The sequence below is a fragment of the Streptomyces sp. NPDC054849 genome (assembly GCF_053610945.1).
Genome location: NZ_JBSGZI010000001.1, coordinates 132,359 through 154,542, shown reverse-complemented (window position 1 = coordinate 154,542; position 22,184 = coordinate 132,359). Strand labels below are relative to the sequence as shown.

Annotated in this window: 27 protein-coding genes; 12 read left to right on the top strand and 15 right to left on the bottom strand. The window is 70.8% G+C overall.

Translation table 11 applies throughout. The features are described from left to right. Positions 1-6: 6 nt before the first annotated feature. From ACWGIF_RS00715 to ACWGIF_RS00700, 4 genes are all read right to left on the bottom strand, one after another. A complete protein-coding gene (locus ACWGIF_RS00715; protein WP_453488860.1) occupies positions 7-480 on the bottom strand; it encodes a hypothetical protein in 474 nt (157 codons plus the stop codon). Between the two features lie 926 nt (positions 481-1,406). Next, on the bottom strand, positions 1,407-2,195 hold the full coding sequence (locus tag ACWGIF_RS00710; RefSeq protein ID WP_453488858.1) for a hypothetical protein: 789 nt from the start codon (positions 2,193-2,195) through the stop codon (positions 1,407-1,409). Between the two features lie 227 nt (positions 2,196-2,422). Continuing rightward, positions 2,423-2,890 (bottom strand): SRPBCC family protein, encoded by a 468-nt coding sequence (locus ACWGIF_RS00705; protein ID WP_453488855.1) that lies wholly within the window; start codon positions 2,888-2,890, stop codon positions 2,423-2,425. Positions 2,891-3,220: 330 nt separating this feature from the next. Continuing rightward, positions 3,221-3,694, bottom strand: coding sequence for a nuclear transport factor 2 family protein (locus ACWGIF_RS00700; RefSeq protein ID WP_453488853.1), 474 nt, complete (start codon positions 3,692-3,694; stop codon positions 3,221-3,223). A gap of 284 nt (positions 3,695-3,978) precedes the next feature. Here ACWGIF_RS00700 and ACWGIF_RS00695 point away from each other — a divergent pair, with 284 nt between their 5' ends. Then, on the top strand, positions 3,979-4,959 hold the full coding sequence (locus ACWGIF_RS00695) for a GNAT family N-acetyltransferase (protein WP_453488850.1): 981 nt from the start codon (positions 3,979-3,981) through the stop codon (positions 4,957-4,959). A gap of 274 nt (positions 4,960-5,233) precedes the next feature. Here the strand turns inward: ACWGIF_RS00695 and ACWGIF_RS00690 are convergent, their stop codons facing one another. Beyond that, positions 5,234-5,812, bottom strand: coding sequence for a TetR/AcrR family transcriptional regulator (locus ACWGIF_RS00690; RefSeq protein WP_453488847.1), 579 nt, complete (start codon positions 5,810-5,812; stop codon positions 5,234-5,236). Between the two features lie 90 nt (positions 5,813-5,902). Here ACWGIF_RS00690 and ACWGIF_RS00685 point away from each other — a divergent pair, with 90 nt between their 5' ends. The 6 genes from ACWGIF_RS00685 to ACWGIF_RS00660 all read left to right on the top strand — a co-directional run bounded on the left by ACWGIF_RS00685 (position 5,903) and on the right by ACWGIF_RS00660 (position 9,091). Further along, the gene (locus ACWGIF_RS00685; protein WP_453488844.1) at positions 5,903-6,349 is read left to right on the top strand and encodes an anthrone oxygenase family protein; all 447 of its coding nucleotides are present in this window, start codon (positions 5,903-5,905) and stop codon (positions 6,347-6,349) included. A 239-nt stretch (positions 6,350-6,588) separates the two neighbouring features. Beyond that, entirely contained in the window at positions 6,589-6,789 is a 201-nt protein-coding gene (locus tag ACWGIF_RS00680; RefSeq protein WP_453488842.1) for a hypothetical protein, read from the top strand. Positions 6,790-6,911: 122 nt separating this feature from the next. Then, the gene (locus ACWGIF_RS00675; RefSeq protein ID WP_453488840.1) at positions 6,912-7,400 is read left to right on the top strand and encodes a hypothetical protein; all 489 of its coding nucleotides are present in this window, start codon (positions 6,912-6,914) and stop codon (positions 7,398-7,400) included. A 93-nt stretch (positions 7,401-7,493) separates the two neighbouring features. Further along, the gene (locus tag ACWGIF_RS00670; protein ID WP_453488838.1) at positions 7,494-7,760 is read left to right on the top strand and encodes a hypothetical protein; all 267 of its coding nucleotides are present in this window, start codon (positions 7,494-7,496) and stop codon (positions 7,758-7,760) included. 377 nt (positions 7,761-8,137) lie between these two features. Beyond that, complete coding sequence (locus tag ACWGIF_RS00665) at positions 8,138-8,764, top strand: hypothetical protein (RefSeq protein WP_453488835.1); 627 nt, start codon at positions 8,138-8,140, stop codon at positions 8,762-8,764. 177 nt (positions 8,765-8,941) lie between these two features. Further along, on the top strand, positions 8,942-9,091 hold the full coding sequence (locus ACWGIF_RS00660; RefSeq protein WP_453488832.1) for a hypothetical protein: 150 nt from the start codon (positions 8,942-8,944) through the stop codon (positions 9,089-9,091). Positions 9,092-9,154: 63 nt separating this feature from the next. Here the strand turns inward: ACWGIF_RS00660 and ACWGIF_RS00655 are convergent, their stop codons facing one another. The 3 genes from ACWGIF_RS00655 to ACWGIF_RS00645 all read right to left on the bottom strand — a co-directional run bounded on the left by ACWGIF_RS00655 (position 9,155) and on the right by ACWGIF_RS00645 (position 11,626). Then, positions 9,155-9,487: a hypothetical protein gene (locus ACWGIF_RS00655; RefSeq protein WP_453488829.1), complete on the bottom strand. Its 333-nt coding sequence runs from the start codon at positions 9,485-9,487 to the stop codon at positions 9,155-9,157. A gap of 129 nt (positions 9,488-9,616) precedes the next feature. Further along, positions 9,617-10,201: a barstar family protein gene (locus ACWGIF_RS00650; RefSeq protein ID WP_453488826.1), complete on the bottom strand. Its 585-nt coding sequence runs from the start codon at positions 10,199-10,201 to the stop codon at positions 9,617-9,619. A 60-nt stretch (positions 10,202-10,261) separates the two neighbouring features. Beyond that, on the bottom strand, positions 10,262-11,626 hold the full coding sequence (locus ACWGIF_RS00645; RefSeq protein WP_453488824.1) for an NAD(P)/FAD-dependent oxidoreductase: 1,365 nt from the start codon (positions 11,624-11,626) through the stop codon (positions 10,262-10,264). Between the two features lie 300 nt (positions 11,627-11,926). On the opposite strand from ACWGIF_RS00645, the gene ACWGIF_RS00640 reads away from it, so the two are divergent. Further along, entirely contained in the window at positions 11,927-12,364 is a 438-nt protein-coding gene (locus ACWGIF_RS00640; protein ID WP_453488822.1) for a DUF3592 domain-containing protein, read from the top strand. 248 nt (positions 12,365-12,612) lie between these two features. Beyond that, positions 12,613-13,053, top strand: a complete 441-nt coding sequence (locus ACWGIF_RS00635; RefSeq protein ID WP_453488819.1) for a VOC family protein — start codon at positions 12,613-12,615, stop codon at positions 13,051-13,053. A 526-nt stretch (positions 13,054-13,579) separates the two neighbouring features. On the opposite strand, the gene ACWGIF_RS00630 is transcribed toward ACWGIF_RS00635, so the two are convergent. The 3 genes from ACWGIF_RS00630 to ACWGIF_RS00620 form a co-directional block, all read right to left on the bottom strand. After that, the gene (locus tag ACWGIF_RS00630) at positions 13,580-14,368 is read right to left on the bottom strand and encodes a 2OG-Fe dioxygenase family protein (protein ID WP_453488817.1); all 789 of its coding nucleotides are present in this window, start codon (positions 14,366-14,368) and stop codon (positions 13,580-13,582) included. Between the two features lie 487 nt (positions 14,369-14,855). Beyond that, positions 14,856-15,518, bottom strand: coding sequence for a response regulator (locus tag ACWGIF_RS00625; RefSeq protein ID WP_453488814.1), 663 nt, complete (start codon positions 15,516-15,518; stop codon positions 14,856-14,858). Then, the gene (locus tag ACWGIF_RS00620) at positions 15,515-16,645 is read right to left on the bottom strand and encodes a sensor histidine kinase (RefSeq protein ID WP_453488811.1); all 1,131 of its coding nucleotides are present in this window, start codon (positions 16,643-16,645) and stop codon (positions 15,515-15,517) included. Before ACWGIF_RS00620 ends, ACWGIF_RS00625 begins: the two co-directional genes overlap by 4 nt. A 196-nt stretch (positions 16,646-16,841) precedes the next feature. Here ACWGIF_RS00620 and ACWGIF_RS00615 point away from each other — a divergent pair, with 196 nt between their 5' ends. Then, positions 16,842-17,264: a DUF6223 family protein gene (locus ACWGIF_RS00615; protein WP_453488808.1), complete on the top strand. Its 423-nt coding sequence runs from the start codon at positions 16,842-16,844 to the stop codon at positions 17,262-17,264. A gap of 271 nt (positions 17,265-17,535) precedes the next feature. Here ACWGIF_RS00615 and ACWGIF_RS00610 read toward each other — a convergent pair whose 3' ends face one another. Then, on the bottom strand, positions 17,536-18,021 hold the full coding sequence (locus ACWGIF_RS00610) for a DUF488 family protein, N3 subclade (protein ID WP_453488805.1): 486 nt from the start codon (positions 18,019-18,021) through the stop codon (positions 17,536-17,538). Between the two features lie 259 nt (positions 18,022-18,280). After that, the gene (locus tag ACWGIF_RS00605; protein WP_453488802.1) at positions 18,281-18,877 is read right to left on the bottom strand and encodes a GAP family protein; all 597 of its coding nucleotides are present in this window, start codon (positions 18,875-18,877) and stop codon (positions 18,281-18,283) included. A 474-nt stretch (positions 18,878-19,351) separates the two neighbouring features. Between ACWGIF_RS00605 and ACWGIF_RS00600 the strand changes: the two genes are divergently transcribed. Both ACWGIF_RS00600 and ACWGIF_RS00595 read left to right on the top strand, forming a co-directional pair. Then, positions 19,352-19,759, top strand: coding sequence for a DUF3662 domain-containing protein (locus ACWGIF_RS00600; protein WP_453488800.1), 408 nt, complete (start codon positions 19,352-19,354; stop codon positions 19,757-19,759). A gap of 282 nt (positions 19,760-20,041) precedes the next feature. After that, the gene (locus tag ACWGIF_RS00595) at positions 20,042-20,242 is read left to right on the top strand and encodes a DUF5988 family protein (RefSeq protein WP_453488797.1); all 201 of its coding nucleotides are present in this window, start codon (positions 20,042-20,044) and stop codon (positions 20,240-20,242) included. 22 nt (positions 20,243-20,264) lie between these two features. On the opposite strand, the gene ACWGIF_RS00590 is transcribed toward ACWGIF_RS00595, so the two are convergent. Next, positions 20,265-21,692 (bottom strand): dihydrolipoyl dehydrogenase family protein, encoded by a 1,428-nt coding sequence (locus ACWGIF_RS00590; RefSeq protein WP_453488794.1) that lies wholly within the window; start codon positions 21,690-21,692, stop codon positions 20,265-20,267. A gap of 40 nt (positions 21,693-21,732) precedes the next feature. Further along, a complete protein-coding gene (locus tag ACWGIF_RS00585; protein ID WP_453488791.1) occupies positions 21,733-22,149 on the bottom strand; it encodes a thioredoxin family protein in 417 nt (138 codons plus the stop codon). Positions 22,150-22,184 lie beyond the last annotated feature (35 nt).

Sequence of the window (22,184 nt, the reverse complement as noted above, 5' to 3'; positions counted from 1 at the left end):
GGCGTGTTAGCAGCGGTTGTCGGGGCTCAGCAGCGTGGCGGCCGCGGCGATGAAGGCGACGGATGCTTCCTTGGCTGCATGCCGGCGGGCGTCCAGCTCGGCTCGGTCGGTGGCCTTGCGCAGCGCGTACGTGGCATCTGCGGTCTGCTGGGCGGGGCCGGCCAGCTCGGGGACCAGGACCTGAAGGCGGATGTGGGGCGCGGTGATTGCCGCCCGGGTGTCGTGAGACCTCGTCTGGGCCTCCAGCTGGTGCTCGGTGCCTGCCTCGGTCAGGGCCAGACGCTCCCGATGGAACATCGCCGAGCGGTGCGCGTCCAGGGCGGCCGCGAAGTCGGTGACGGCGCTGAGCTGGTCCTGGCGGTGGCTGTCGGCGCGCTGCTCGGCGCGTGCGGTGCGCGCCGAACGGTGCTGGAGAAGTCCGGCGGTCAGGGCACCGGCGAGGGTACCGAGTACGGCAACGATCGAAGGCCATATGGACATCAGTGGCGGGTCCTCTCGAATAGTCGGTGACGGTGAGGTTCGCGGACGGCGAGGCAGGCGGCAGCGCCTTCGCCGACGGAGATACGCCCGCTGCGCTCCGGACCTATCCCGGCAGTCAGTTGGGTCTGGAGTCAGAGATCAGGAGTCCTGCACCGTGATCACTTGCTCCCAGCCGATGCACACGAGACGGTCGGCTGCGAGTACCGGCGCGCCCGGCAACTGAGCGACACTTTCTTGTTGTTGACGGAGCGTTAGCAGCGGTGACCAGCAAACGTTGCCGGCTCCCGGCGGTGCAACCACTTTTGGTCAGCCCGTCGGTTCAAGGGTGGAGTGGGGGCGGGGTGCTGTTCCAGCATTTTGGAACAGCACCCGCTCTTCACCGTCTCGGGCGCGGTCCGCTCGCATGGATCCGCCAGGATGCGTGTCCGGCAGGTCTGGTGGGTGTTTGCCATAAAGATCGTTCGGCTGGAGTCGGGGATCCGCTGGGAAGTGACGGGCCCTTGCGGCTCCGCCCCTCATGCCCCGCCCAGCCCCCCGGTGGCCGGCGCAGGCCCCGGCCACTCCCCCTCTGGTCGGGATCCTTCATTCCGCCGGAGACCCCCCAACCGAGTGCTGTGTTGCTCGGCCCGGTACCCCTGCACTGGTTGTTGGGGCCGCCCGGGTGAGTGGCTGCGCGGACGGGGCAGGGTCGCAGACGGGTGCGGCCGGCCTGTGGTCGGGGGACGCGAGGAGTGGGCGGTGTTCTGGTGGCCTGGGACTGGTAGACGGTGGATTCGGGGACGCGCACGCGGGCGCGGCGGGTGTACTGGTCGGCCACAGCGAGCCGGGTCTTCGGGTGTGTCGTGCCGGTACATCGCCTACGGCACCCTCAGGTCCCGCTGCCTGGTGGCCGACCAGACGGCGGCGGTCTTGGATGGCCGGACCTATCAAGGCGCCAAGTTTGCGCCGGACTTGGGGAGACCGACCGTGGCACCAGCCTGAGTGGGATCCATGGCTGACGTCAGCGCGGCCAGTCCGGCCTCGTCGGCCGCCCACACGGTGGCGTGCCATCGGCCGCGCCACTGTTCCAGCAGCACCCGTTGACGGTCGCCGTCCCGGGAGTGGCGCTGGGTGCCGTCGACCGTCGACGGCCCGGGGGTGAAGTCCTGCCGGAGCACCTCCAGCAGGGCCGACGGCTCCGGTTCCCCCGTCAGATCGAGCTGTTTGCCGTGAAGGTGGACCGGCGCGTCCCAGATCCGGGCGTGGACGAGGTCCGAAAAGCGGTCGGCATGGGGCTGCCATACGGCGGACGGCGTCACGTCGTCGAAGGAGATCACCACCGGCGGGTCCTCGGAGCCGTCGAGGCGCACGGCCATCACCCACACGCCCTGGTTCTCGACCATGAACGGCAGCAGACCCAGGGAGCCGACCGGGTCGAAGGGCCGTTCTTCCTGTTCTTCCACGTCGTCGGGCCAGTCACCATCGTCCTCGGGCCAGTAGTAGACCTCTGCCCGGCCCAGCCGTTCGGCGTCGTACACCATGTCGTCGTTGCTGAACTTCCTCAGCACGGCGGCGCCCTGTGCCAGTGCGAACCACTCGCGCACCGACGCCGGCACAACATGGCCGTGCACGGACTCGAAGCGGTCCAGTACCGCCTCGGCCTCCTTGGACATCTCCAGGTCCAGCCCGGCCAGTTCTGCCGCACGACCGTGGAACCGCAGCGTGCCCGTCGGCATCGTCCGTACCCCCTGTTGTCACCCGCCGGTGGGCCGAATGCCCGGCGGCCAGGCAGCGACCCTAGCCGCTCGTACCGACAACGTGCACTGCGGCGGTACCGGACGCACACCGTCGCCTACGCCCCAGCAGCTCGGCCACACCGTCGCCCCCTCCCTCCCACCCCCCGATCGAGGCGTACCTGATCCGCCCCGGATGTCGGCGGACGCATGCAGCCTCGTTGTGAAGCTTAGGAAGAAGGAGCGCTTTCCACCGAGGCCGCGACGTCCTTCAGGTCCTGGGCGATGGCCCTGGCCACGGTCCTGGCGCCCAACGCGCCGAACACCTTGGCCAGGAGTCCGCCGAGCCCGCCGGGCGGCCGGGCCGAGAACGTCATGCGCACGACGGTCACTTCGGGACCTTCCGCGCGCAGCGTGAACTCCGAGATGTAGTGCGTGTTGTGAGACTCGGCCTCGACGACATAGCGCTTGTGGACCGTGCAGGCCGTGATCCACATCTCCTCGGTCGCCTGCTTGCCGAACATCCGCCGTGTCTCACGCCACCGTGTCCCCACCGCGAATGGTCCGTCGCTGAGCACCTCCACGCTGTCCACGCCGCTCAGAACAGCCGGCATGTTCGCCAGATCCGTCAACCCCTGCCAGACCCGTTCCGTGGACGCATTGATCCGCCGTTCCACCGTCACCTGCGGATTACCCATGGCCTGGCTCCCTCGCACCTATGGGCCCGACCGGGCCCCGTCTCCACCCATGGAAACAGCCGGGTCGGACATGTGCCCGCCTTGAAGCAGTGGCGCGGCCTTGCCGCCCGCTACGTCGAAACCGCCGAGTCGTGCCAGGAAGGGCAGCCGCCTCCGCGGCCGAGAGCGCGCGCCACCTGTCGGAGGGAGGCTGCCCGAGCGCGGGCAGTCACGCGCTTGCCGCAGGCATTGATCCGCGGCGCACTCAAACGTCCCACCGACCCCGCGGACTGAATGGATACCTGCGACGGCGAGCGAGCGGTGGCTGCGGCCGCCCCGATCACCCCAGGGTCATGACCGGCCAGGTCCGTCGAGGCGTTCCGTGGGCCCGGCGAAGGAGAGGAACAGGGTCCGTGTGGTGAGCAGCCAGGTGTCGCCCACCTTGCGGAACGTGTCCTCGTAGTGCCCCACCTGAACCGGGGGCCGGGGCGGCACGAGGCCTTCGGTGTAGCCGTCGACACGGTACGTGGTGAAGTAGGTGGTGGCGGAGGCCGTGTCCGCGGAGGCCACAGTGACCAGGATGTTGGTGCATATACGGCGTGACAGCCGGTCTGCGGGCCGATCGCCGAAATAGGTGCGCAGAGCGTCATGACCCGCGATGCGGCGATCGCCGGCGGGCCATTCCCAGATCCCGTCCCGAGTGAACAGGTCCGCCACCGACCCGGGGTCTCCAAGGTCGAGCCGGTGGACGAACTCGACGATCAGCCGCTCACAGGCCCGCTCGGCGAGCAGACGCTCCATCGGGTCCAGAGTGTCAGAATTCATGATCAACTCATATCAGGTCACGCATGGAGAGTGAGCCTCCCCCGCACCACCTCCCCCCGGCTCTCGGGCTCAGGCTCTCCGGAGCCGCGCCGGCCCGTGGCCGTCCCCTCACGTGCAGGGGTGGCCTTCCTGGGCCTCGGTACCCGCGACTGCTGCAGTTCCCCCGGCGGACAGGCAAGGCAGACCGGCCCGGTCCTCGGCCCCTGGATATCGGTGGACCTTTCGCCTCGCTTGCGGCGCACGCCCGTGGTGCGATGAAACAGGGGGTCGGGAAGGAGAGAGCGATGATCCCACCGGCAGGGGAGCGCAAGAGTGGCACGGGCCCTGTGTCGGTCCGCCCGCTGGGTGAGGCGGACCTGGATCAGGCCGACGAGATCTTCAGGGTCGCCTTCGGGACGTTCTTCGGAGCTCCCGAGCCGAAGACATTCTTCGGGACCGCCGACTACGTCCGCACTCGCTGGGCGGCCGATCCGGAGGCTGCCTTCGCAGCGACGGTCGAGGGCGAAGTCGTTGCATCGAATTTCGCCGCCAATTGGGGCAGCGTCGGATACTTCGGCCCGCTGACCGTACGTCCGGACCTGTGGGACCAGGGCGTCGGCAGGCGCCTCATGGAGCCGGTCATGGACTGCTTCGAGACCTGGGGGAACCGACACCTGGGCCTGTTCACCTTCTCGCACAGTCCCAAGCACATTGAGCTCTACCGCCGGTACGGTTTCTGGCCCCGATTCCTCACAGCCATCATGAAGAAGCAGGTCACAGGCAGTGCCGCGGTCCCCGGCCGAGTGCTGTACGGCGAACTTCCCGCCGCCGAGCGGCTCGACGCCCTGAGCCTCTGTCGCGCACTGACCGGGGCCGTTTTCGAGGGCCTGAGCGTGGAACGCGAGATCGTGGCCACGCACGCGCAGGGACTCGGTGACACCGTCCTGCTCCAGGGGGACGGCTCAGAGCTCGATGGCCTGGCCGTCTGCCACTGCGGAGCCGGGTCGGAGGCCGGAGAAGACGTGTGTTTCGTCAAATTCGGCGCCGTACGTCCTGGCCCGGAGGCGGCCGACCGGTTCGAACGACTGCTCACCGCGTGCGAGCGGCTCGCCGCCGAGCGCGGCCTGGGGCAACTGGACGCCGGAATGAGCCTGGCCCGCCAGGATGCCTACCGGCGCATGGTCGACCGCGGTTTCCGCACCTGGTTGCAGGGCGTGGCCATGCACAGGCCCAACGAACCCGGCTACAGCCACCCCGACGCCTACGTGATCGACGACTGGCGCTGAGACCCAGCCCCGCCCGGCCCGCGAGGACCCGCCGGTGCCGTCACCACCATCACGAGGAAGATCATCGCTTCGGAGCGGTGGGGGTGGGTTTCGCAGTCGCGGGCGAGGCGCCGATGGTTCATGAGCCAGCCGAAGGTCCTCTCGACAGGCACAAAGGGCGGCCACGTCCCCTGACCTGGGAGTGCTTTCCTCCAGCCCGACATCTCACCGATCTCATCGCGGGGAGATGCCTTCGCTGCCTTCATGGCTGATGCTCGGGTGGGCGGGCAGGTGGTCAGACCATGGCGAGCCGGTCCACGAGCAGCTCTACCCTCCGCTCGGCGTCCCCCGGCGGCAGCCGTCCTGCCCGGGTCAGGGTCGCCACTCCGTGCAGGGCCGCCCAGAACACCTCCGTGAAGAGTGCCGGGTGGACGCCTTCCCCGGAGACATCACCGAGAGTCTCCAGCAGGGCGGCGAAGGCGTCCTTCAGAGGCTCCGGTGTCTCCTCGGCGGCGAACGCCAGGCCGCCGTCGAGCTGGAACATGGCGTCGTAGACCGCCGGATTGCGCTCGGCGAAGTCGAGGTAGGCGCGGGCGAGAGCGGTGACCCGGGCGCGCGGGCCGTCCGCGGCGCAGGCCGCGGCCCGCACCGCCGCGGCCATCTCGGCGGCGCCCTCCAGGGCGACGGCGCCGATGATCTCGCGTTTGCCGCGGAAGTGGCTGTAGAGGACGGGCTGGCTGTACTCGATGCGCTCGGCGAGCCGGCGAGTGGTGACCGCGTCCCAGCCCTGCTGCTCGGCGAGTTCGCGGGCCGTCGCCACGATGAGGCGCTCGCGGACCGCCCGTTCGCGTTCCTTGCGTTCCTGTACCGACATGATTCGATCCTAGCATCGCTAGACATACGAGCGGCAGTAGTACTAGCGTTGCCTCGTCAGCTAGCAACGCTAGGCCCAGGAGGGGTAGTCATGCTCAACGCACTTGAGATCGTCACCACCGTGATCGTCGGCCTGATGGTGGGGATGGAGTTCTCCGTCGCCTTCGTCATCAACCCGATCCTCAACGCCCTCCCCGACGACAGCGGCGTGCTCGGCCGCGCCCACGGGGGCCGGATGCTCGGCGCCGTCATGCCGGTCTGGTACATCGGCTCGCTCGTCCTCGTCGCAATCTGGGCCGTCGCCGGATGGCACCACCCAGGCACCGCACTCGTCGTCACCGCCGGCGCGCTGCTGATCCTCAGCGTGGTCATGTCGCTCCTGCTGCTCGTCCCGATCAACAACCGGAGCAAGACGTGGACCCCCGAGAACCTGCCCGACGACTGGAAGGAGCAGAAGAACCGCTGGGACCGCTTCCACTACGTCCGCGTCGCCGTCATCATCGCCGCCTTCGCCCTGATGGTCACCGCCCTCGCCTGAACCCGCGAGCCGCACCGCGCCGGCTGGACGGTCCCCCGCTTGGGCATGCTGCTGAGCGCTCTACCTGGCCGGACGGGCCAGGTAGAGCGCTCGGTCGCACCCGGTGGTTCCTGAGCATCGCAGTGGGCGGATGAGCGCTTCGCGTTCCGCGCCGGCCGGTCCCTCCTGGGATCCGGCCGACGGAGGCGTCCGGCGTCCACCTGCTCGCCTTGGCCAGAGGGTTCGCAGCCTCCAACGCAGTGACATACGGCTGGACCGAGGCCGGGCTGGAGGACGTCCAGCACCCAGGACCTGTTGTTCCCCCCGCGGCGCGCACCGCGGTGGACGCGTACAGGGATCACCGCTGCAACGGCATCCACGACGAGGGCGATCGCCCGTTCGCGTTCTATGACACCGACGGCAACGGCCGGCTCGACCGCGACGACGTAGAGCTCTGGTAGGCACGGTCCCGGCCGGCGGTAACGTCCGGCTCGACTCGCCGAACTCGGTGTGGAGAAGAGCGTGCTGTGCGCTCGGCGCATGTACGGGCTGGACCCCTATCTGGACATCGAGATCCATCGACATGGACACCAACGACCGCGGCCTGCTCGACATCGAGCGCTTCGACCTCGAACCCGACCGCCCGCTCTTCCACGGCCGCGTCGGCACCACGACCGCTGCCGACGTACGAGGGCTCGACCGCGACCAGACCATCCGGTTTCTCCTCGACGTCGTCGTCGACGCGGCGGCTGAGCCCCGCGTTGACCGACGCCCTCAGCCGCGGCGTGAACCGGGTCCCCGAACTCCGGGGCGAGGCGAGCACCTGAAGCTGCGGGCACTGCACGCGGGCGATCACGAGGCCTTCGCCTGGATCCTTACCCACCACCCTGTACTCACCCGCTACCTCGGTGTCGACCGCATGAACGCCGACCAGGCACACGACGCCTTCGCCCGTTCCTGCTCGCTGTGGCCGGGCGGCCGCCCCATCTCCCAGCGACCCTGTGCCCCGTGCACTCGTGCTCGGGGGCACTCATGCACTCGTGACGAGCCAACCCGCTACCTCAAACCTTGATCAACTTCATAGGAATGGTCCTCCAGGTCCTTCTAGAGTGCTCCCGACCGCAGTGCACCGAAAGTGTGCGATGACAGCAAACTTGGGGGAAGTATGAAGCGCAAGGCAGCCATGGTTATGGCCGCTCTTGTCATGGCGTCCGGCGTGGGCATGATGGGCGCCTCACAGGCGTCCGCGCGCGACTGCCAGTACAACACGCGCTCCTGTAAGTGGGAGCCCACTGCCGCACTGTGCTTGGCGAACGCTGACACGATCAACTTGCCGCAGTACAAGCGTCTCAAGCTCACCGATCTGCCTCAGCCGTTCAAGGGGCGCTTCATGGCCTGCTCCTCCGGCACTTGGACGAAGGGCCGTGGCTGACCATTAGCCGGAACGGCCAGGCGGCTGTCTCGCCTTTGTGGCGGGCGGCTGCCTGGCGCGGCTGGAGCCGCAACCTTCAGTCTCCATCGTCCGCACCGTCTCGGTCATCGTGCTCGCACTCGGCACCGCAGCACTCGATAACGGAGCCGCAGTCGCGGCGGTGGCCTCGGAGGACATCCCAGTCGTCATCCAGTGCAACAACCCGACGAGTGTTTCCCTCGTCGAGTTGATCTCGCTCATCTCCGAGGAGAAGCGACGAACGACGGGAACCGTGCCTCGGGGTCGTCACAGTGGGGGAGGCACCATCCTCAGCCTGGATGGCTGCTCAGCCGCCTCGGCCGGCCGCGTAGAGTACCTGCGGTCATCGAACGGAGAAGATGTTGGACGCGGTCGAGTTCCCTCTCAGCGCTCGGGTGCGCCGGGCCTGGCGATGGCTCGTGGCCACGAGCGCGGCGAGTGCCGTGGTCGCGGGAGCCGCCGTGGCGTCCGTGGTCGCCGACGCCTCCGGCCGGGTGCCGGTGTCGAGGACGGTCCAGGCGGGCCTGGTGCTGGTGACGCTGTTCGTGCTGCCCGTCGCATGGGTGGGAGCTCGTGCCGTCTGGGCATTGCGGGGACGTACCGAGCTGTTCGCGGCCGCCGGAGGGCACCGCCGGCGGCGTCCCACCGACCGGCAGCTGATCGACCACCTGCGCGACGAGCACCCGCTCACTCCGCTGTGGTGGATGCTGGCCATCCTCGGCGGCCTCGGCACACTCTGTCTGGGGTTCGCGTTTCCTTTCGCCCTGGCGGGCGGGGCCGTACTCGCCGGTGTACTCCTCGGCGCCGGGCTGGCCGCTTCCCTGACCGCCCTGGCCCTCGCCATACCCGGGATCCGTCGCGCCGGCCGCCAAGGCGCGCAGGACCGGAAGCGGCGCAGCGAACTGTGGTCGCTGCCCAGCTCCGTCGAACGCCGGCTCACCGTCCCCCTCCTCGGCACCGGCGACGGCGCACACCTCGGCGCCTGAACACACGGCCGAACCAGCTCTCACACCGCGGTCGCCCGCACCCGCACCCCCTGACCTGTGCAAACCGCGCCGCCGGCCTCATGCCGCCACGAATCGAACCTCGGCTTCGGCTTCGGCTTCGGCTTCGGGTGCGGCTTCGGGCAGATGCGGCACGGCGTCCGCCAGGCCGTTTGTCGCATGGAGGCGACAAGTCACAGCCTCAGCGACAACAGCCGCCGAGCACAGCCGCGTTGGGGGTGGCAGGCCAACCAACACCAGCGCCGCGGCCGGCTCGACCAGGCACAGCTCGCCGCCCTCGCCGAGCTGGGCATGCACTGGGCGATGTAGCGAGGTCGCACGGCTGACGCTGTTCCAGAATTCTGGAGCAGGCGGCCACCTGAAGGGGCCGCGTCAGTCGCGGAAGCGGGTGCCGGCGGCGAACATGCCCGCCGCCGCGACGATTCCCAGCGCCCACGCCACGGCCGTACCCACGCTGCCCAAGGTCACCGGCGTCCCGAGCATCCAGCCGTACAGCACGGGCGCGTACAGCAGCAGGACGGCGGCCGGCAGCGGCACCACTACGGCAAACACCTCGGTGAAGCCGAACGGCTGGCTGCGGCCGCCGGGAAGGGACAGGGCCTTCCTCATCAACCGGTACATACGGGCCGACGCCCCCAGCGCCATCGCCGCAACCCCCACGGGATACCACCAGCCCTCGGCCAGCAACGCCGCCAGATAGTCCATCCTGCCCATTGTGCCGGGGCCCACGGACAAGCCGCCCCGACCGCCGTCCGGTTCACGCACGCGGGTAGCCGTGGCTCGGCAGCGGGTACTCCCGGCCTGGGAGGCCGGACACCCCGTCAAGCCTCGCTGCTATCCGGCCGGCGGCCAGACGGGGTCGCCGCCCCACGTGTCCTCAGCGGTCAGGGTGAGTACCAGCCGCCCGTCCACCACGGCTGCGGCCACGTCCTCGTCGTCGACGGCGGCCTCGGCGAAATCAGCGGGTGCGACGCGGTCGAGCAGGAAGACGAAGTGGAGGGCGAAGGGTGAGCCGTACGAATGGGGCTCACCGTCGGCGTCGACCATGAAGTTGGCCCGCCAAGCGCCCGCGCACAGGGTCCCCACGAGATCGCCCAGGAAATCCGCGTTCAGCAGCGGGTCCGCGCCGTCGATCAGCACCGCGACGTCCTGCTTGCCGTGCCCGGGCCCGTGCCAGTCGCCGAGGCAGTCCACCATGGCGTCCCAGTTGTGCCCGAAGTAGCCGGGGAACCCCAGTTCTCGGGCGAACGCCCGGTACAGACAGCCCTTCTCATGCAGCTCCTCGCCGTCCAGGCGCAGGACGATCCCACCCCGGGCCCGCAGCTCGGCCGCGGCCGCGGCCACCCAGGGGTCGGCAGAGGAGGTGAAGGTGACCCAGGGCGACCGGCGTTCGGTGAGGGTGGGAAGGAAGCTGCTCATGGGGCATGCTCGCACCCCGCCCGCCCGGGGCGCCCCCGGATTACGGCCGCGCCGGAAGTGTCAGCCTCCGCCCGCCGCCGTGCGGGCCCGTACCTCCTCCGGGGTGAGGTAGTGGTCCGTGTACTCGAAGTCGCGCAACGTCCCCGGCTTGTACGTCTGGAAGCCGGTCCGGACGAAGTCGTCGCCGGCCACGGCGTTCAGAAGCCAGTTCGTCATCACCCGGGTCTTCGCGGCCCCGGTGCGCAGCGCCGCCCAGTGGTAGCCGCGGGCCACGGCCTGGGCGGGCATCCCGCGCAGGTCGATGCCGAGTGGCCGGGAAACGCCGTCGCGGCCGCCGAGGTCCACGACCAGTCCGAGGTCCTTGTGGACGTAACGACGCAGCGGCGTGCCCCGCAGCGTGGCGACGACGTTGTCGGCGGCGACCCTGCCCTGGCGTTCGGCGTGCTGCGCGGTGGGCGGGCACACCGTGCCGTCCCCGCCGCCGGCCAGGTCGGGCACGGCGGCCGCATCACCCAGCGCGAACGCGCCGTCCGCCCCCGGCACCCGCAGGTCCGGAGCGACGACGAGCCGGCCGCTCTTCGCGGTCTCGGCGCCCAGCGTGGCGATGAGTGGGCTCGCGGCGACGCCGGCGGTCCAGATGAAGGTGCGGCAGGGCAGCACGCGCCCGTCGGTGAGGGTGACGTCCTCGGGGCCCGCCTTGGCGACGGAGGCGCCGAGCGAGACCTCGATGCCGCGGCGGCGCAGCACGTCGAGGGCTGCCCGGCCCAGCCGGTCGCCGAGCTCGGGCATCAGCTTCGAGGCCACGTCCACGAGGTGCCAGCTGATCTCGCTCCGGTGCAGCCGGGGATAGCGGCCGACGGCGTTCGTGGTGAGCCGCTCCAGGGCGGCGGCCGTCTCGGTGCCCGCGTAACCGCCGCCCACCACGACGAAACCGAGCCGTGAGGCCCGTTCCGCGGAGCCCGGTGCGGCGGCGTCGGCCAGGTCGAGCTGGGCGATCACGTGGTCGCGCAGGTGGGCCGCCTCGGCCAGCGTCTTCATACCGCGGCCGTGCTCCGCCAGACCTGGGATGTCGAAGGTGCGGGTCACACTCCCCGGCGCGAGCACCAGGTGGTCGTACGGCTGGTCCACCAGCTCCCCGGTGATCTTCCGGATGACGCAGACCTTGGCCCGGGTGTCGACGCCCACGGCCCCGCCGGGGACGATCAGGGTCCGGTGGCGGCGGCTGCGGCGCAGCGACACCGCCACGGACTGGGGGGTGAGCACCCCGGAGGCCACCTGCGGCAGCAGGGGCAGGTAGAGCTGGTAGGAGAACGGAGTGACCAGCAGGATCTCCGCCTCCCCGGGTGACAGCGTCCGCTCCAGGCGGCGTACGCAGGAGACGCCGGCGAAGCCCGCGCCGACGACCACGATCCTCGGTCGTGCCATGGTGTCCGTCCCTTCTCGGGTGTACGGGTCCCCGGCACGCCTTCCCCTTCAGGCCGTTCCATGCACACGGAAAAGCGGGGCGGACGGCTCGGGAATGCAGCCGGGGCCGGGCTGGACGGCAGCGACAGCGCGGTCGCCGGTGGCGCTGCCCGGTGCCATTGCGGTGCCGTCGCCCGGTGCCGTCGCCCGGTGCCGTCGCCTGGTGCCGTCGCCCGGTGCTTGCGGCGGCAAGAGCCGGTAGATTTCGTCCGGCAGGGCCAGGAACGGTGGCCCTGCGGCAGTTCGACGTGGAAGGGCGGCATGGAATTCTTGCGTGAGGGCGGGCACAGGCTGCTGCTGGGTACTGTGGGGCTCCTCGCCATATCGGCCTCCGTCGCGCTCGCGGTGCGGACCTGCAGTCGGTGGCTGTTCATCCGTAAAACGTTCGACGAAGGGCTACCTGCCGATGGCAGGGTGCTGGACGCCTACGTGCTACCGGGAGACCAGGGACGGGCGGGCCTCCAGCACGCCATCGTGGGCTTTCGTGCAGCCGACGGGCGCGAGTACCGGCTCGACATCGGCACCGGCCGGCGACAGCCACTGGGCGCGCAGATGCGACTCCGCTATCTCCCGTGGAGCCCGGAACGAGCAGTCCTCGTCGAAGCGGGCCGGGGCACCGTACGCACGGTGCTGACCCTCCTGTTCCTGGTGGGCTTCGGGGTGGTCGGCGTCTTCCTCACGGTGTACAGCCTGCCCTGAGGGCGAGCTGCACCTTGCTCGGCAAGCACGCCAACCCAGTCTGCACGAACCAGCCGTCCGAGCGATCGGCCATTGGCGGCACGGAACTCCACCCGCCGCCGGCTCGCGGGTGTGCTGTAGCGATGCTGAGGCGCGATCCGAATTTTTCGGTGTTCGGCGGTCTGAGGATGTCGAGAACGTGCCACCGGCTCCGTCCCGGGGACGTCAGCGGCCACCACCGGCCGCACGAGGAAGAAGGAGAAACCAGCATGGCGATTCAGCGGATGGACAACGTCGGCATCGTCGTCGAGGACATGGATGCCGCCATCGCGTTCTTCGTGGAACTCGGTATGGAGCTGGAGGGCAAGGCGGAGGTCGAGGGCCTCGTCGCCGACCAGTGCACCGGCCTCGAGGGCGTCCGCTGTGACATCGCGATGGTCCGGACCCCGGACGGTCACAGCCGGATCGAGCTGGCGAAGTACCGCAGCCCCGCGGCGATCAGCGCCGGGCCGCGAAGGCGGCCGCACAACATTCTGGGCACGCACCGCGTCATGTTCGCCGTCGACGACATCGAGGACACCGTTGCCCGCCTGCGCCCTCACGGCGCCGAACTCGTCGGCGAGATCGCCCGGTTCGAGGACAGCTATCTGCTCTGCTACCTCCGCGGCCCGGAGGGCATCATCGTCGGCCTGGCCGAGCAACTGCGCTGAGACGAAGAACCTTGAAGCATGCGGCCGAACGAGACCATCGAGGTTCTGCACCGCCCGAGCAGCCAGGAGCTGCCGGCCGGTGACGTGACCCCCGCCTGGCCCACGTCGCCAAGGACAAATCCGCAGACGCCGCCGCACTTCGTCCGTCACGGTTGACGCGCAAGGACTGCGGGCAACCTTGTGGCGTCATTCGAGAACTTACCAAGGAGACGGACGTCGTATTGGGGCGATCTGCTCTCACCCTCTTCGCCGCGGCGAGCCTGGCGGGCCGGGGAACGAAGGTGCTGCGCGGGTCTCGTCACCATGATGTCGGCGGTGCCTGACGAGACCGCACCGTCCGCATGTGCTGGCCCGCTCCCGGGGAGCGCCCTTGGGCCGGCCGGGTGCCTGAAGTCGTGTCCGGCCTCGGCTGCGGACGAGCAGGAAGTACTCGCCGCGTCCAGACGGCCGCCGCAGGAGCCGTCCGCGTGGCTGATCGAGGACGGCACCGCGCACTGGCGTGTTCGGCGGTCGAGTGGTGCCGGTGTCACAGCTGGGGGACGTACGGGGCGAGGCCGACGATCAGGATGGACCGTTCGCCCGGCCCTGGCTCGGAGCCCGCGCGGACCGGGCCGACGTAGTGGCTGACTCTGTGGTCGTGGACGGCGTAGCCGTCCAGTGGTTCGGTGAGGGTGAAGCCGGCGTGGATGTCCGCCCACGGGTCCTCGGGCTGGAGGCCCGCGCTGCCCGGTGTGGCGATGACGTTCTGCCCGCCGGTGACGTTGGTACGGCTGATCAGGTGGGCGAAGGTGAACGTGCTGGCCGAACCTCCGTCCTGGTGCAGGCAGTTCGGGGAGGAGACGGCGTCCTGGCCGGGACGGTCGACGCCGAGCCTGATCAGGTGGACACCAGCCCACAGCGGCCGTCTCCCCAGATTCTTCAGGGACAGGACCTGCTCGATGTCCCAGCGCAGGAGTCGCAGCAGCAGAGCGTTGCCGCGCAGCGCCTCGGGGATGTCGGGGAGCACACGCCGCGTCCGCGGGTACTCAGGGTCGTCCTCGCCCTGGGAGAAGTCGGTGACCGTACCGTGTACGGGGTCGGGGGTTCCGGGAATCCAGGACAGTTCGTCCTTCCACGGCAGGTACACGGCATGGGAATACCGGCGGAACCGATTCGTCCCCGGAGCGTACGGGTCGGGCGGCAGAGCCGCGAAGACCTCGCGGATCCTGGCCAAGTCCCCCGCAGCGGAGCCGGCCGGGAGGATACCGAGCTGCTCAGCGCCGTAGCGGGCGAATCCGCGCTCACGCAGACCGTCCATGCCCTCACCCGGAGCCACCCCAGCAGAGTGCGATCGCCGTAGGGGTTCAGCCTTTTCCACGTGTTCCTCCAACAGGTCACCACCACGGCCGGCGCCGGCGGCCCGTGCCGGCCTTACGCACGCCTCCCCGGTCACGCCCCGCTCTCGACGCGGCCCTGCGATGAAGCCACAGCGCTTGCGGCGTGCCAGTCGAACGGTCGAGGCTACGGGCGGTCCGGCTGCTGAGCGTCCTACGGGTCGCCGGAGGAAGCAAATTCGATGGCGACCTGCCCGTTCCCCTGCTCCGGATCTCTGACCGGCGCGTCCTCCTGCGCTCCCTCGCCCGAGGCACTCGCCTCGGCCCGGCCGCCGCCGTCGCCGGCTCGCCCTCAAGCAGGCGAGCGACTTCACACTGCTCGATGACAAGCCGTAGGGGTATCGCCCGGCGAACCGTGACCGCCGGGCTCCCGCGGCTACGTGGCCACGGCAGTCGGCGGCTGCGGTCCAGGGTGTCGGCGAGTGGGTGTCAGGAGTTGCGTGGGGTTACCAGGCCGGATTCGTAGGCGAGGACCACGAGCTGGGCGCGGTCGCGGGCGTGGAGTTTGGTCATGGCCCGGTTGATGTGGGTTTTCGCGGTCAGCGGGCTGATCACCATGCGGTCCGCGATCTCGTCGTTGGACAGGCCCTGCGCGACCAATACCACGGCTTCACGTTCGCGGTGGGTCAGTTCTTCCAGCGCCGGCCCCGTGGTGCTGGGGAGGGGCCGGCTGACGTACCGGTGGATGAGCTTGCGGGTGATCGAGGGTGCGAGCAGGGCGTCGCCGCGTGCGGCTACGTGTACGGCGTGCAGGAAGTCCTCCGGCACGATGTCCTTGACGAGGAATCCGGCGGCCCCGGCGCGCAGGGCGTCGAAGACGTATTCGTCCAGTCCGTAGTTGGTGAGGATGACGACGTGCACCCCGGCCAGGGCCGGTTCGGCGGCGATGCGCCGGGTCGCCTCGATGCCGTCCATGACCGGCATCTGGATGTCGATGAGTGCGATGTCGGGCACGTGCTCCTTGGCGAGTTCCAGCCCTTCGTTGCCGTTGGCGGCCTCGGCCACCACCTCGATGTCCCCCTCCAGGTCGAGGAGCGCACGGAACCCGCTGCGGATGAGCGGTTGATCGTCGACCAGCAGAACCCGGATCACGAGGCGCGCTCCACGGGGAGTTCGGCCTGGACGGTGAAACCGCCGCCCTCGCTGCGCGGTGCCGCCCGGAGGCGGCCTCCGAGGGCGGTGACGCGTTCACGCATCCCGAGCAGCCCCATGCCGGGGACCGGGGCGGCGTCCGGCGTGGCCTTGCCGTCGTCATCGACCTGGAGGGCGACGGCGTCCGGGCGGTAGTCGATGCGCACCGATGCCTTGGTCGCGTCCGCGTGGCGGGCGATGTTGGTGAGGGACTCCTGGACGATCCGGTAGACGGTACGGCCCACCGCGGCCGGGACATCGTGCCGCTGCCCCTCGATCGTCAGCGTGGCCTGCAGACCCGTCCCGCCGGCCCGCTCCACCAGTTCCGGCAGGTGGTCGAGACCGTGCGGTGGGGTCGTGTCGTCGTCACGCAGGGCCTCCAGGGTGGCCCGGAGCTCCCGGGCCGCCTCGCGGCCGGCCTCGCGGATCGCCAGCAGGGCCTCCGGTACCCGTTCGCCGCGCTTGCGGGCCACGTGGACGGCGACTTCGGACTGCACCTTGATGACCGAGATCTGGTGGGTGAGGGAATCGTGCAGCTCCCGCGCGATACGCAGCCGCTCCTCGTCGGCGCGGTGCCGTGCGGTCTCCTCCCGGGTGCGCTCGGCTTCGTCCGCGCGCCGCTCGGCCTGCCGCAGGGCTTCGCCGGCCGCCCCGGCGGCGATCAGCCAGGCGATCTCGAGGGCGCCGCGGGCCTGTGCGAACGCCTGGCCCGTGTCGTGCAGGCCGGAGGCCAGGGCCGCGAGGGGGAGAGCGGCCAGTACGGCCACGCTTGCCACCACCGTGACGAGGCGGTGTCCCGCCCGCACGGCCGCGTACACGGCGAAGAGGAACGCGACGGCGGCCACGTCGAAACCGGCCGCCTGATACCCCACCGCGCACAGCCCGGTGACGGCCAGGACGGCAACCGGAGCCCGGCGGCCGGCCGCCAGCGCCAGGCCACCGACCACGAGCGACGTGTAGCCGAGCAGGTCGAGGCCGGTGGCGGGCTGCTGCCCGACCAGCCCGGTGACCAGCAGAGCCGCAGCCACACCGACGGCGATCAGCCAGTCTCTGACACCGGCCGGAACGCGCAACCGTACTTTGCCCATGCGCGCACCGTAGCCGGAAGCCGCCTCCGGCGAATCCCGCTCGCGGACGAGCGCCCGACTACCGCGCCCGCAGTAGCTCCGCGGCGCCTGCCGCGACCGCGGTAGGGCGAAGTGCCTGCGCCTGCTGGACGACCGGCCGGGGGCCCGGCCGACATGCTCGAACCACATCCAGTCGTGGAAAGAGAAGGAGCACCTCATGACCGCTCGTCGCCTGTTCGCCGCCTCCGCGACCGCCTTGCTCGGCGGGCTCGGTCTTGCCACACCAGCGGCGGCGCACGCCTCGGTCCAGCCGGTCGCCGCCGGTGTCACCGACTTCAGCCTCGGCAGGCTCGGGGCCACCAGCGGCGGGCTGCTGGGGCTGGCCGCCGTCGTCATCGCCGTGCTGGCGCTGAACCGGCCCGCCGGTCGTCTCGGCACCGCCAACGGGTCGCTCGGGGCCACGGCGGCCGTGGTAGCGGGGCTGATCGCCATGGCTCTCGGCGGGCTGTTCGCGGTCACCGCGGACGGGGGTCTCGGCACCGGCAACGGGCTGGGCGGCGCCTACGTGGCCCTGCTGCTGGGGCTGGCGGGCACCGCCCTGGGCGGGCGGGCTCTGGCCCGCTCCCGCCGCACCCGTTGACCACAGGGGATACGTGCTCTGGCGCGGTCGCACTCTGCGGGCGGTCACCGCGCGGCGTACCACGTGCGCAGCAGCGCCGGCAGCCGGAATCGCGGCGCCGCCGGCGGACCGGGTGCCGCTGTAGGACGTAACCGCCTCATCGAGCGCAGGGACCCGATGGCAGCGGCCAAGAAGAAGGCGCCAGGCGAGCCTCTCGCCGTCCCCAAGCCAGGGGCTGACGTCAGTGACGTCGGCTGTCCGCAGGCCCGCGAACGTCGGTGAGGGGCAGGGGTCAGCCCGGGCGGATGTGCGTGACGGGCAGGCCGTGCTCGGCGCGCAGGCGCTCGGCCACAAGCGAGCGGTGGCATGCCTGCGGATCGCGCTCGACGCAGAAGAGGGCGGTCACCGAGCCGCTCGGAAGCTCGGCCACGAGCGCGCCGAGGTCGAACGGGTCGAGGATTTCACGGGTGTAGCGCTCGATGTACTCGGGCGCCAGGGCGATGCGGTTGCGTTTGCCCACGCCCTGGCGGTCGTCTTCGCGGTACTGGAGCCGGCGCAGTTCCGTCGTCGGCGCCAGCTCCTTCACATGCCGGTAGCCGATGTTCGCCGCGGCGAGCGCGCGCTGGAGCCGCGCCGAGTTCGCCCAGGAGTAGTCGGGACCCCGAACGCCGCGGCGCTGGCGGACGTCGAGCAGCAGCCCCACGCCCCCGCCGGCAAGCTTCTCCAGGAAGGCTCCGGCCGTGAAGCCGTAGACGCCGATCGTCGCGATGCGTCTCATCACAGCACCTCCATCGTCAGTGCGACCATCGCCGTCCCATGCTCTCGGCCTTGGGCCGGATCGGACTTCGCGGTGACCGCGATCTGCGATGGGGGTCGCGAGGTGGTGGGCGTAGGCCTCGCGGCGCTTCGCCGTCCAGGCCGAGGCCCAGTCGGCGGGGAGCGTCATTCCAGTTGGGGCGTATTCCCGCCGACTGCCCTGTGGAGGTGGGCCGCCGCCGGGTGCGGTGGCGCGTAACCCGGTGCCGTCGGCGTTCGTGTCAGGCGACCAGCTCGTAGATGCTCCGGGACATCAGCCACAGGCCGGCGAGCAGGGAGAGGGTGACGATCAGCTGCTCCTGGTGGTGCTCCAGCCAGCTCCGCAGGGCGTCCAGCCGGGCGTTGGCGGCCGCGGGTGACCAGAGCGCGTACATCTCCATGACGATGAGACTGATTGTGGCCAGGAGACAGTAGCCGGTCAGCGCGAGCCAGGCGGTGAGAGTGGAGAGGTTCGCGTCGACGGCGGTCGCGGCGCCGGCGCCTACCAGTGCCCAGGGCTGCAGCAGCCATGCCAGGCCGGCTGCGGTGGCCGGGGAGGCGTCGTCGATCCGGGCGGTCCAGCGTGGTGGGCCGTGCGGGCGGGGCGGTCGGCGGTGCCGGTGTGCGCCGTACAGCACCAGGATCAGGCCGAAACCAAGTTTCGCAGCGACCGCGGCTGTCGAGGGCGCGCTGTGACGGGCCGGGGGGTCACCGCCGGTCAGCAGCACCACGCAGGCGATCACCGCAATCAGGTTGGCCAGCCACGACAACAGGAATGCCAGGCCCTGGCGTACGCCGCGCCGCGAGGAGAGCAGCAGGATGAAGGCACTGTTGTGCAAAGGCCCCCAGGGTGATGGCCGTACCGATCACGATCAGGTCGAGGACCATCGGATCGGCTGCTCCCGGGTGATAAGGCCGGCTCCCCGCCTGTGGACGGGCGGGCCGGTCGGCGGAGTCGGGCGGCGCTGCTGCCGTGCCGCGTCCCGACTCTGCAGGTGGGGGCGCGGCCGGTCAAGCAGCCACGCCCGCCTTGGCGAGCGCAGCCGCTTCCGCCGCCGACGATCACGGCCATGACCGCGATACCGAGACCGCCCGGCTGCGATGCAGCAGGGGAACCCGGGCCGTCAGCGGGAAGTAGACGCCGGATCGACGCACGGCATGCAGTACTGCGAGGGGACGTTCGTCGACCTGCGGACGTCGCGCACGAGGGGCCGACCGCATGGGCATCCCGCCGTACACGCCCGCCGCGCGATACCGGGTGTCCGCCGCCTTCGCGGGCGCGTGGCGTCGCGGAACCCGGGCAGGTGCGGTTCATGGACACACTGAAGGGCTGGGAGCGGGCGATCGAGCAGGCCGAGCAGGCACTGGTGGAGAAGCTGTTCGGCAGTGACGCGGTGGAGGCGGAGGTGGTCGAGGCGCTGCTCCGAACGTGCGACGAGCAGGCCGTCGTGTGCAGCTCCCACCGCACGGTGGTGCCGAACGTGTACACCGTCGAACTGCCTCCGCCCGTGTACGCCGAGATCGGCCCGCACCTCACCGTCCTGGGGCAGGAGCTGACCGACCGGTTGGAACGCCACGGCGAGGCGAGGGGTTACGAATGGGCCGGGCTGCTCACCGTGCGGCTCGCCTCGGCCGAACACGTCCCCAACGGCCGCTATCAGGTCCGCTGTGCCCCCATGGCACACATCACGTCCGCGCCGCTGAGCGCTCCGGACGTGTAACCCGGCGGCCCGCCGCGAACCTCCCCGGACAGCACGCGCGGGGCCATCCCTCGCCGGGCCGGCCGCCTCAACCACGCGCCGGGAGGTCTCGAGGATGGCCGAGAGTCGGTCGTGAGAGGAGCCCGCGGCACCCGGGATGACCTACCGCGTGGAGCCGTCCGCGGAGACGGCGATGGGGCGGCTGCCCGCCACGGTGCTCCGCTCCGCCGAACGAGCCGCCGCGAGGGCGCCTGCGCCGGCTCTCGTGATGCGAGTGGACCGGCGGGTGGGAACACTGGGGCCATGGCGAACAAGGCAGCACTCGAGGGCGGGCCGGACGATCTGCCGGAGCGGGTCGTCGGCATCACCGCCCCCGGAGAAGACCTGAAGATTCCGCACCGCGGCGGCTACGAGCACTTCAAGGCGACGTCGCGGCACCAGGACGGCCCGGAGGGCCGCCTTCCCGTCTACGAGTGGTGGGAACGCACGGAGATCGCCGAATGAGGGCGCTCTCAGCGCCCCCGCCTCATCCCCGGTAGGCCTCCAGCAGGCGCAGCCAGACCTCCCCGATGGTCGGGAAGGCCGGCACCGCATGCCACAGCCGGTCGATCGGGACCTCCCCCGCCACCGCGATGGTGGCCGCCTGGAGCAGTTCGGCGGCGCCGGGGCCGACGAAGGTGACGCCGAGGAGGATCTCGCGGTCGAGGTCGACGACCATCCGGGCCCGGCCGCGGTATCCGTCGGCATAGAGCCCGGCGCCCGAGACCCCGGACAGGTCGTAGTCGACCGCGCGCACCCGGTGCCCGGCCCGTTCGGCGTCGGCCAGGGTCAGGCCCACCGCTGCGGCCTCCGGGTCGGTGAAGACCGCCTGAGGGAGGGCCCGGCTGTCGGCGGTCGCCGTATGTGCTCCCCAGGGCGCGGTGTCCAGCGGGGTGCCGGCCGCGCGGGCGGCGATCACGGCGCCCGCGATCCGGGCCTGGTACTTGCCCTGGTGGGTGAGGAGCGCACGGTGGTTGACGTCACCGACGGCGTAGAGCCAGTCGTGCCCGGGCACCCGGCAGCTGTCGTCGACCCGGATCCACTCCCCCGCCGGCAGACCCACGGTGTCCAGCCCGATGTCCTCGGTGCGCGGGGTGCGGCCCGTGGCCATCAGCAGTTCGTCGCCCTCCAGCGTCTCGCCGCCCTCCAGCACCACCCGGACGGGGCCGGTCGAGCCGTCCCGTACGACCGCCTCGACGGTGACACCCGTACGGACCACCGCCCCCGCCTCGCGCAGCGCGTCGGCGACCAGTTCTCCCGCGAAGGGCTCCATCCGCGGCAGTAGTCGCGAGCCGCGTACGAGGACGGTGACGTGCGATCCGAGGCCCTGCCAGGCGGTGGCCATCTCGGCGGCCACCACCGAGCCGCCCACGATCAGCAGCCGGCCGGGGGCCTCCTGCGCGGAGGTCGCCTCACGGCTGGTCCACGGGCGGGCCCCGGCGAGTCCGGGCAGGTCGGGGAGCATGGCCCGGGTGCCGGTGGCCACCACCACCGCGTGCCGGGCCGACAGCACGTGGTGCTCACCCTCGGGGCTGGTCACGGCGACCTTGCGGACCCCGTAGAGCCGGCCGTGGCCCCGGTACACGTGGGCGCCGATCGAGTCGAGCCAGTCGATCTGGCCCCGGTCGTTCCAGTCACCGGTCCAGTGGTTGCGGTGCGCGAACACCGCCGCCGTGTCCAGGGACCCCTCGACGGCCCCCGCCAGGCCCGGCACCCTGCGGGCGTCGGCCCGGGCCAGCACCGGGCGCAGCAGCGCCTTGCTCGGGATGCAGGCCCAGTACGAGCACTCGCCGCCCACCAGTTCGCTCTCCACCACCGCCGTGCTCAGCCCGGCGGCGCGGGTCCGGTCGACGACGTTCTCGCCGACCGGACCCCCGCCGAGCACTACGACGTCGTACTCCACCGGTTCCGTCATACGGGCCAGTGTCACCGCTGTCCGCTCCCGCGGCGGTCAATCAGGCCTCCGGCGTGCCGGGTTCCCGGGTGCCGCCGCCCTGACCGCCCTGACCGTCCTGCTGCGAGGCCGCGATCTTGGCGCGTACCTCGTCCATGTCGAGCGCCCGGGCCTGCCCGATCAAGTCGCTCAGCGCCGCCTCCGGCAGTGCGCCGGGCTGGGAGAAGATGGCCACCTGGTCCCGGACGATCATCAGGGTCGGGATCGAGGTGATCTGGAAGGCGCCGGCCAGCTCCTGCTGCGCCTCGGTGTCCACCTTGGCGAAGAGCAGGTCGGGGTGGGCCTCAGACGCCTTCTCGTAGACCGGCGCGAACTGCAGGCACGGCCGGCACCAGCCCGCCCAGAAGTCGATCAGCACGAACGGGTTCTCGCTGACCGTCTGGTCGAAGTTGTCCTTGGTGAGCTCGACTGTAGCCACGGTTTCCAGACCTCCTGATTGAGCCGTCTGCTCCT

Excerpts from the sequence above, each read along its gene's own strand:
- ACWGIF_RS00655 (WP_453488829.1), bottom strand. The coding sequence starts at position 9,487 with ATGGACTATCTGGCGGCGTTGCTGGCCGAGGGCTGGTGGTATCCCGTG.
- ACWGIF_RS00670 (WP_453488838.1), top strand. The coding sequence starts at position 7,494 with ATGAAGCGCAAGGCAGCCATGGTTATGGCCGCTCTTGTCATGGCGTCC.
- ACWGIF_RS00615 (WP_453488808.1), top strand. The coding sequence starts at position 16,842 with ATGACCGCTCGTCGCCTGTTCGCCGCCTCCGCGACCGCCTTGCTCGGC.
- ACWGIF_RS00650 (WP_453488826.1), bottom strand. The coding sequence starts at position 10,201 with ATGAGCAGCTTCCTTCCCACCCTCACCGAACGCCGGTCGCCCTGGGTC.
- ACWGIF_RS00645 (WP_453488824.1), bottom strand. The coding sequence starts at position 11,626 with ATGGCACGACCGAGGATCGTGGTCGTCGGCGCGGGCTTCGCCGGCGTC.
- ACWGIF_RS00595 (WP_453488797.1), top strand. The coding sequence starts at position 20,042 with ATGGCGAACAAGGCAGCACTCGAGGGCGGGCCGGACGATCTGCCGGAG.
- ACWGIF_RS00635 (WP_453488819.1), top strand. The coding sequence starts at position 12,613 with ATGGCGATTCAGCGGATGGACAACGTCGGCATCGTCGTCGAGGACATG.
- ACWGIF_RS00705 (WP_453488855.1), bottom strand. The coding sequence starts at position 2,890 with ATGGGTAATCCGCAGGTGACGGTGGAACGGCGGATCAATGCGTCCACG.
- ACWGIF_RS00660 (WP_453488832.1), top strand. The coding sequence starts at position 8,942 with ATGGAGGCGACAAGTCACAGCCTCAGCGACAACAGCCGCCGAGCACAG.
- ACWGIF_RS00690 (WP_453488847.1), bottom strand. The coding sequence starts at position 5,812 with ATGTCGGTACAGGAACGCAAGGAACGCGAACGGGCGGTCCGCGAGCGC.
- ACWGIF_RS00715 (WP_453488860.1), bottom strand. The coding sequence starts at position 480 with ATGTCCATATGGCCTTCGATCGTTGCCGTACTCGGTACCCTCGCCGGT.
- ACWGIF_RS00620 (WP_453488811.1), bottom strand. The coding sequence starts at position 16,645 with ATGGGCAAAGTACGGTTGCGCGTTCCGGCCGGTGTCAGAGACTGGCTG.
- ACWGIF_RS00610 (WP_453488805.1), bottom strand. The coding sequence starts at position 18,021 with ATGAGACGCATCGCGACGATCGGCGTCTACGGCTTCACGGCCGGAGCC.
- ACWGIF_RS00665 (WP_453488835.1), top strand. The coding sequence starts at position 8,138 with ATGTTGGACGCGGTCGAGTTCCCTCTCAGCGCTCGGGTGCGCCGGGCC.
- ACWGIF_RS00700 (WP_453488853.1), bottom strand. The coding sequence starts at position 3,694 with ATGAATTCTGACACTCTGGACCCGATGGAGCGTCTGCTCGCCGAGCGG.
- ACWGIF_RS00710 (WP_453488858.1), bottom strand. The coding sequence starts at position 2,195 with ATGCCGACGGGCACGCTGCGGTTCCACGGTCGTGCGGCAGAACTGGCC.
- ACWGIF_RS00675 (WP_453488840.1), top strand. The coding sequence starts at position 6,912 with ATGGACACCAACGACCGCGGCCTGCTCGACATCGAGCGCTTCGACCTC.
- ACWGIF_RS00590 (WP_453488794.1), bottom strand. The coding sequence starts at position 21,692 with ATGACGGAACCGGTGGAGTACGACGTCGTAGTGCTCGGCGGGGGTCCG.
- ACWGIF_RS00640 (WP_453488822.1), top strand. The coding sequence starts at position 11,927 with ATGGAATTCTTGCGTGAGGGCGGGCACAGGCTGCTGCTGGGTACTGTG.
- ACWGIF_RS00695 (WP_453488850.1), top strand. The coding sequence starts at position 3,979 with ATGATCCCACCGGCAGGGGAGCGCAAGAGTGGCACGGGCCCTGTGTCG.
- ACWGIF_RS00685 (WP_453488844.1), top strand. The coding sequence starts at position 5,903 with ATGCTCAACGCACTTGAGATCGTCACCACCGTGATCGTCGGCCTGATG.
- ACWGIF_RS00600 (WP_453488800.1), top strand. The coding sequence starts at position 19,352 with ATGGACACACTGAAGGGCTGGGAGCGGGCGATCGAGCAGGCCGAGCAG.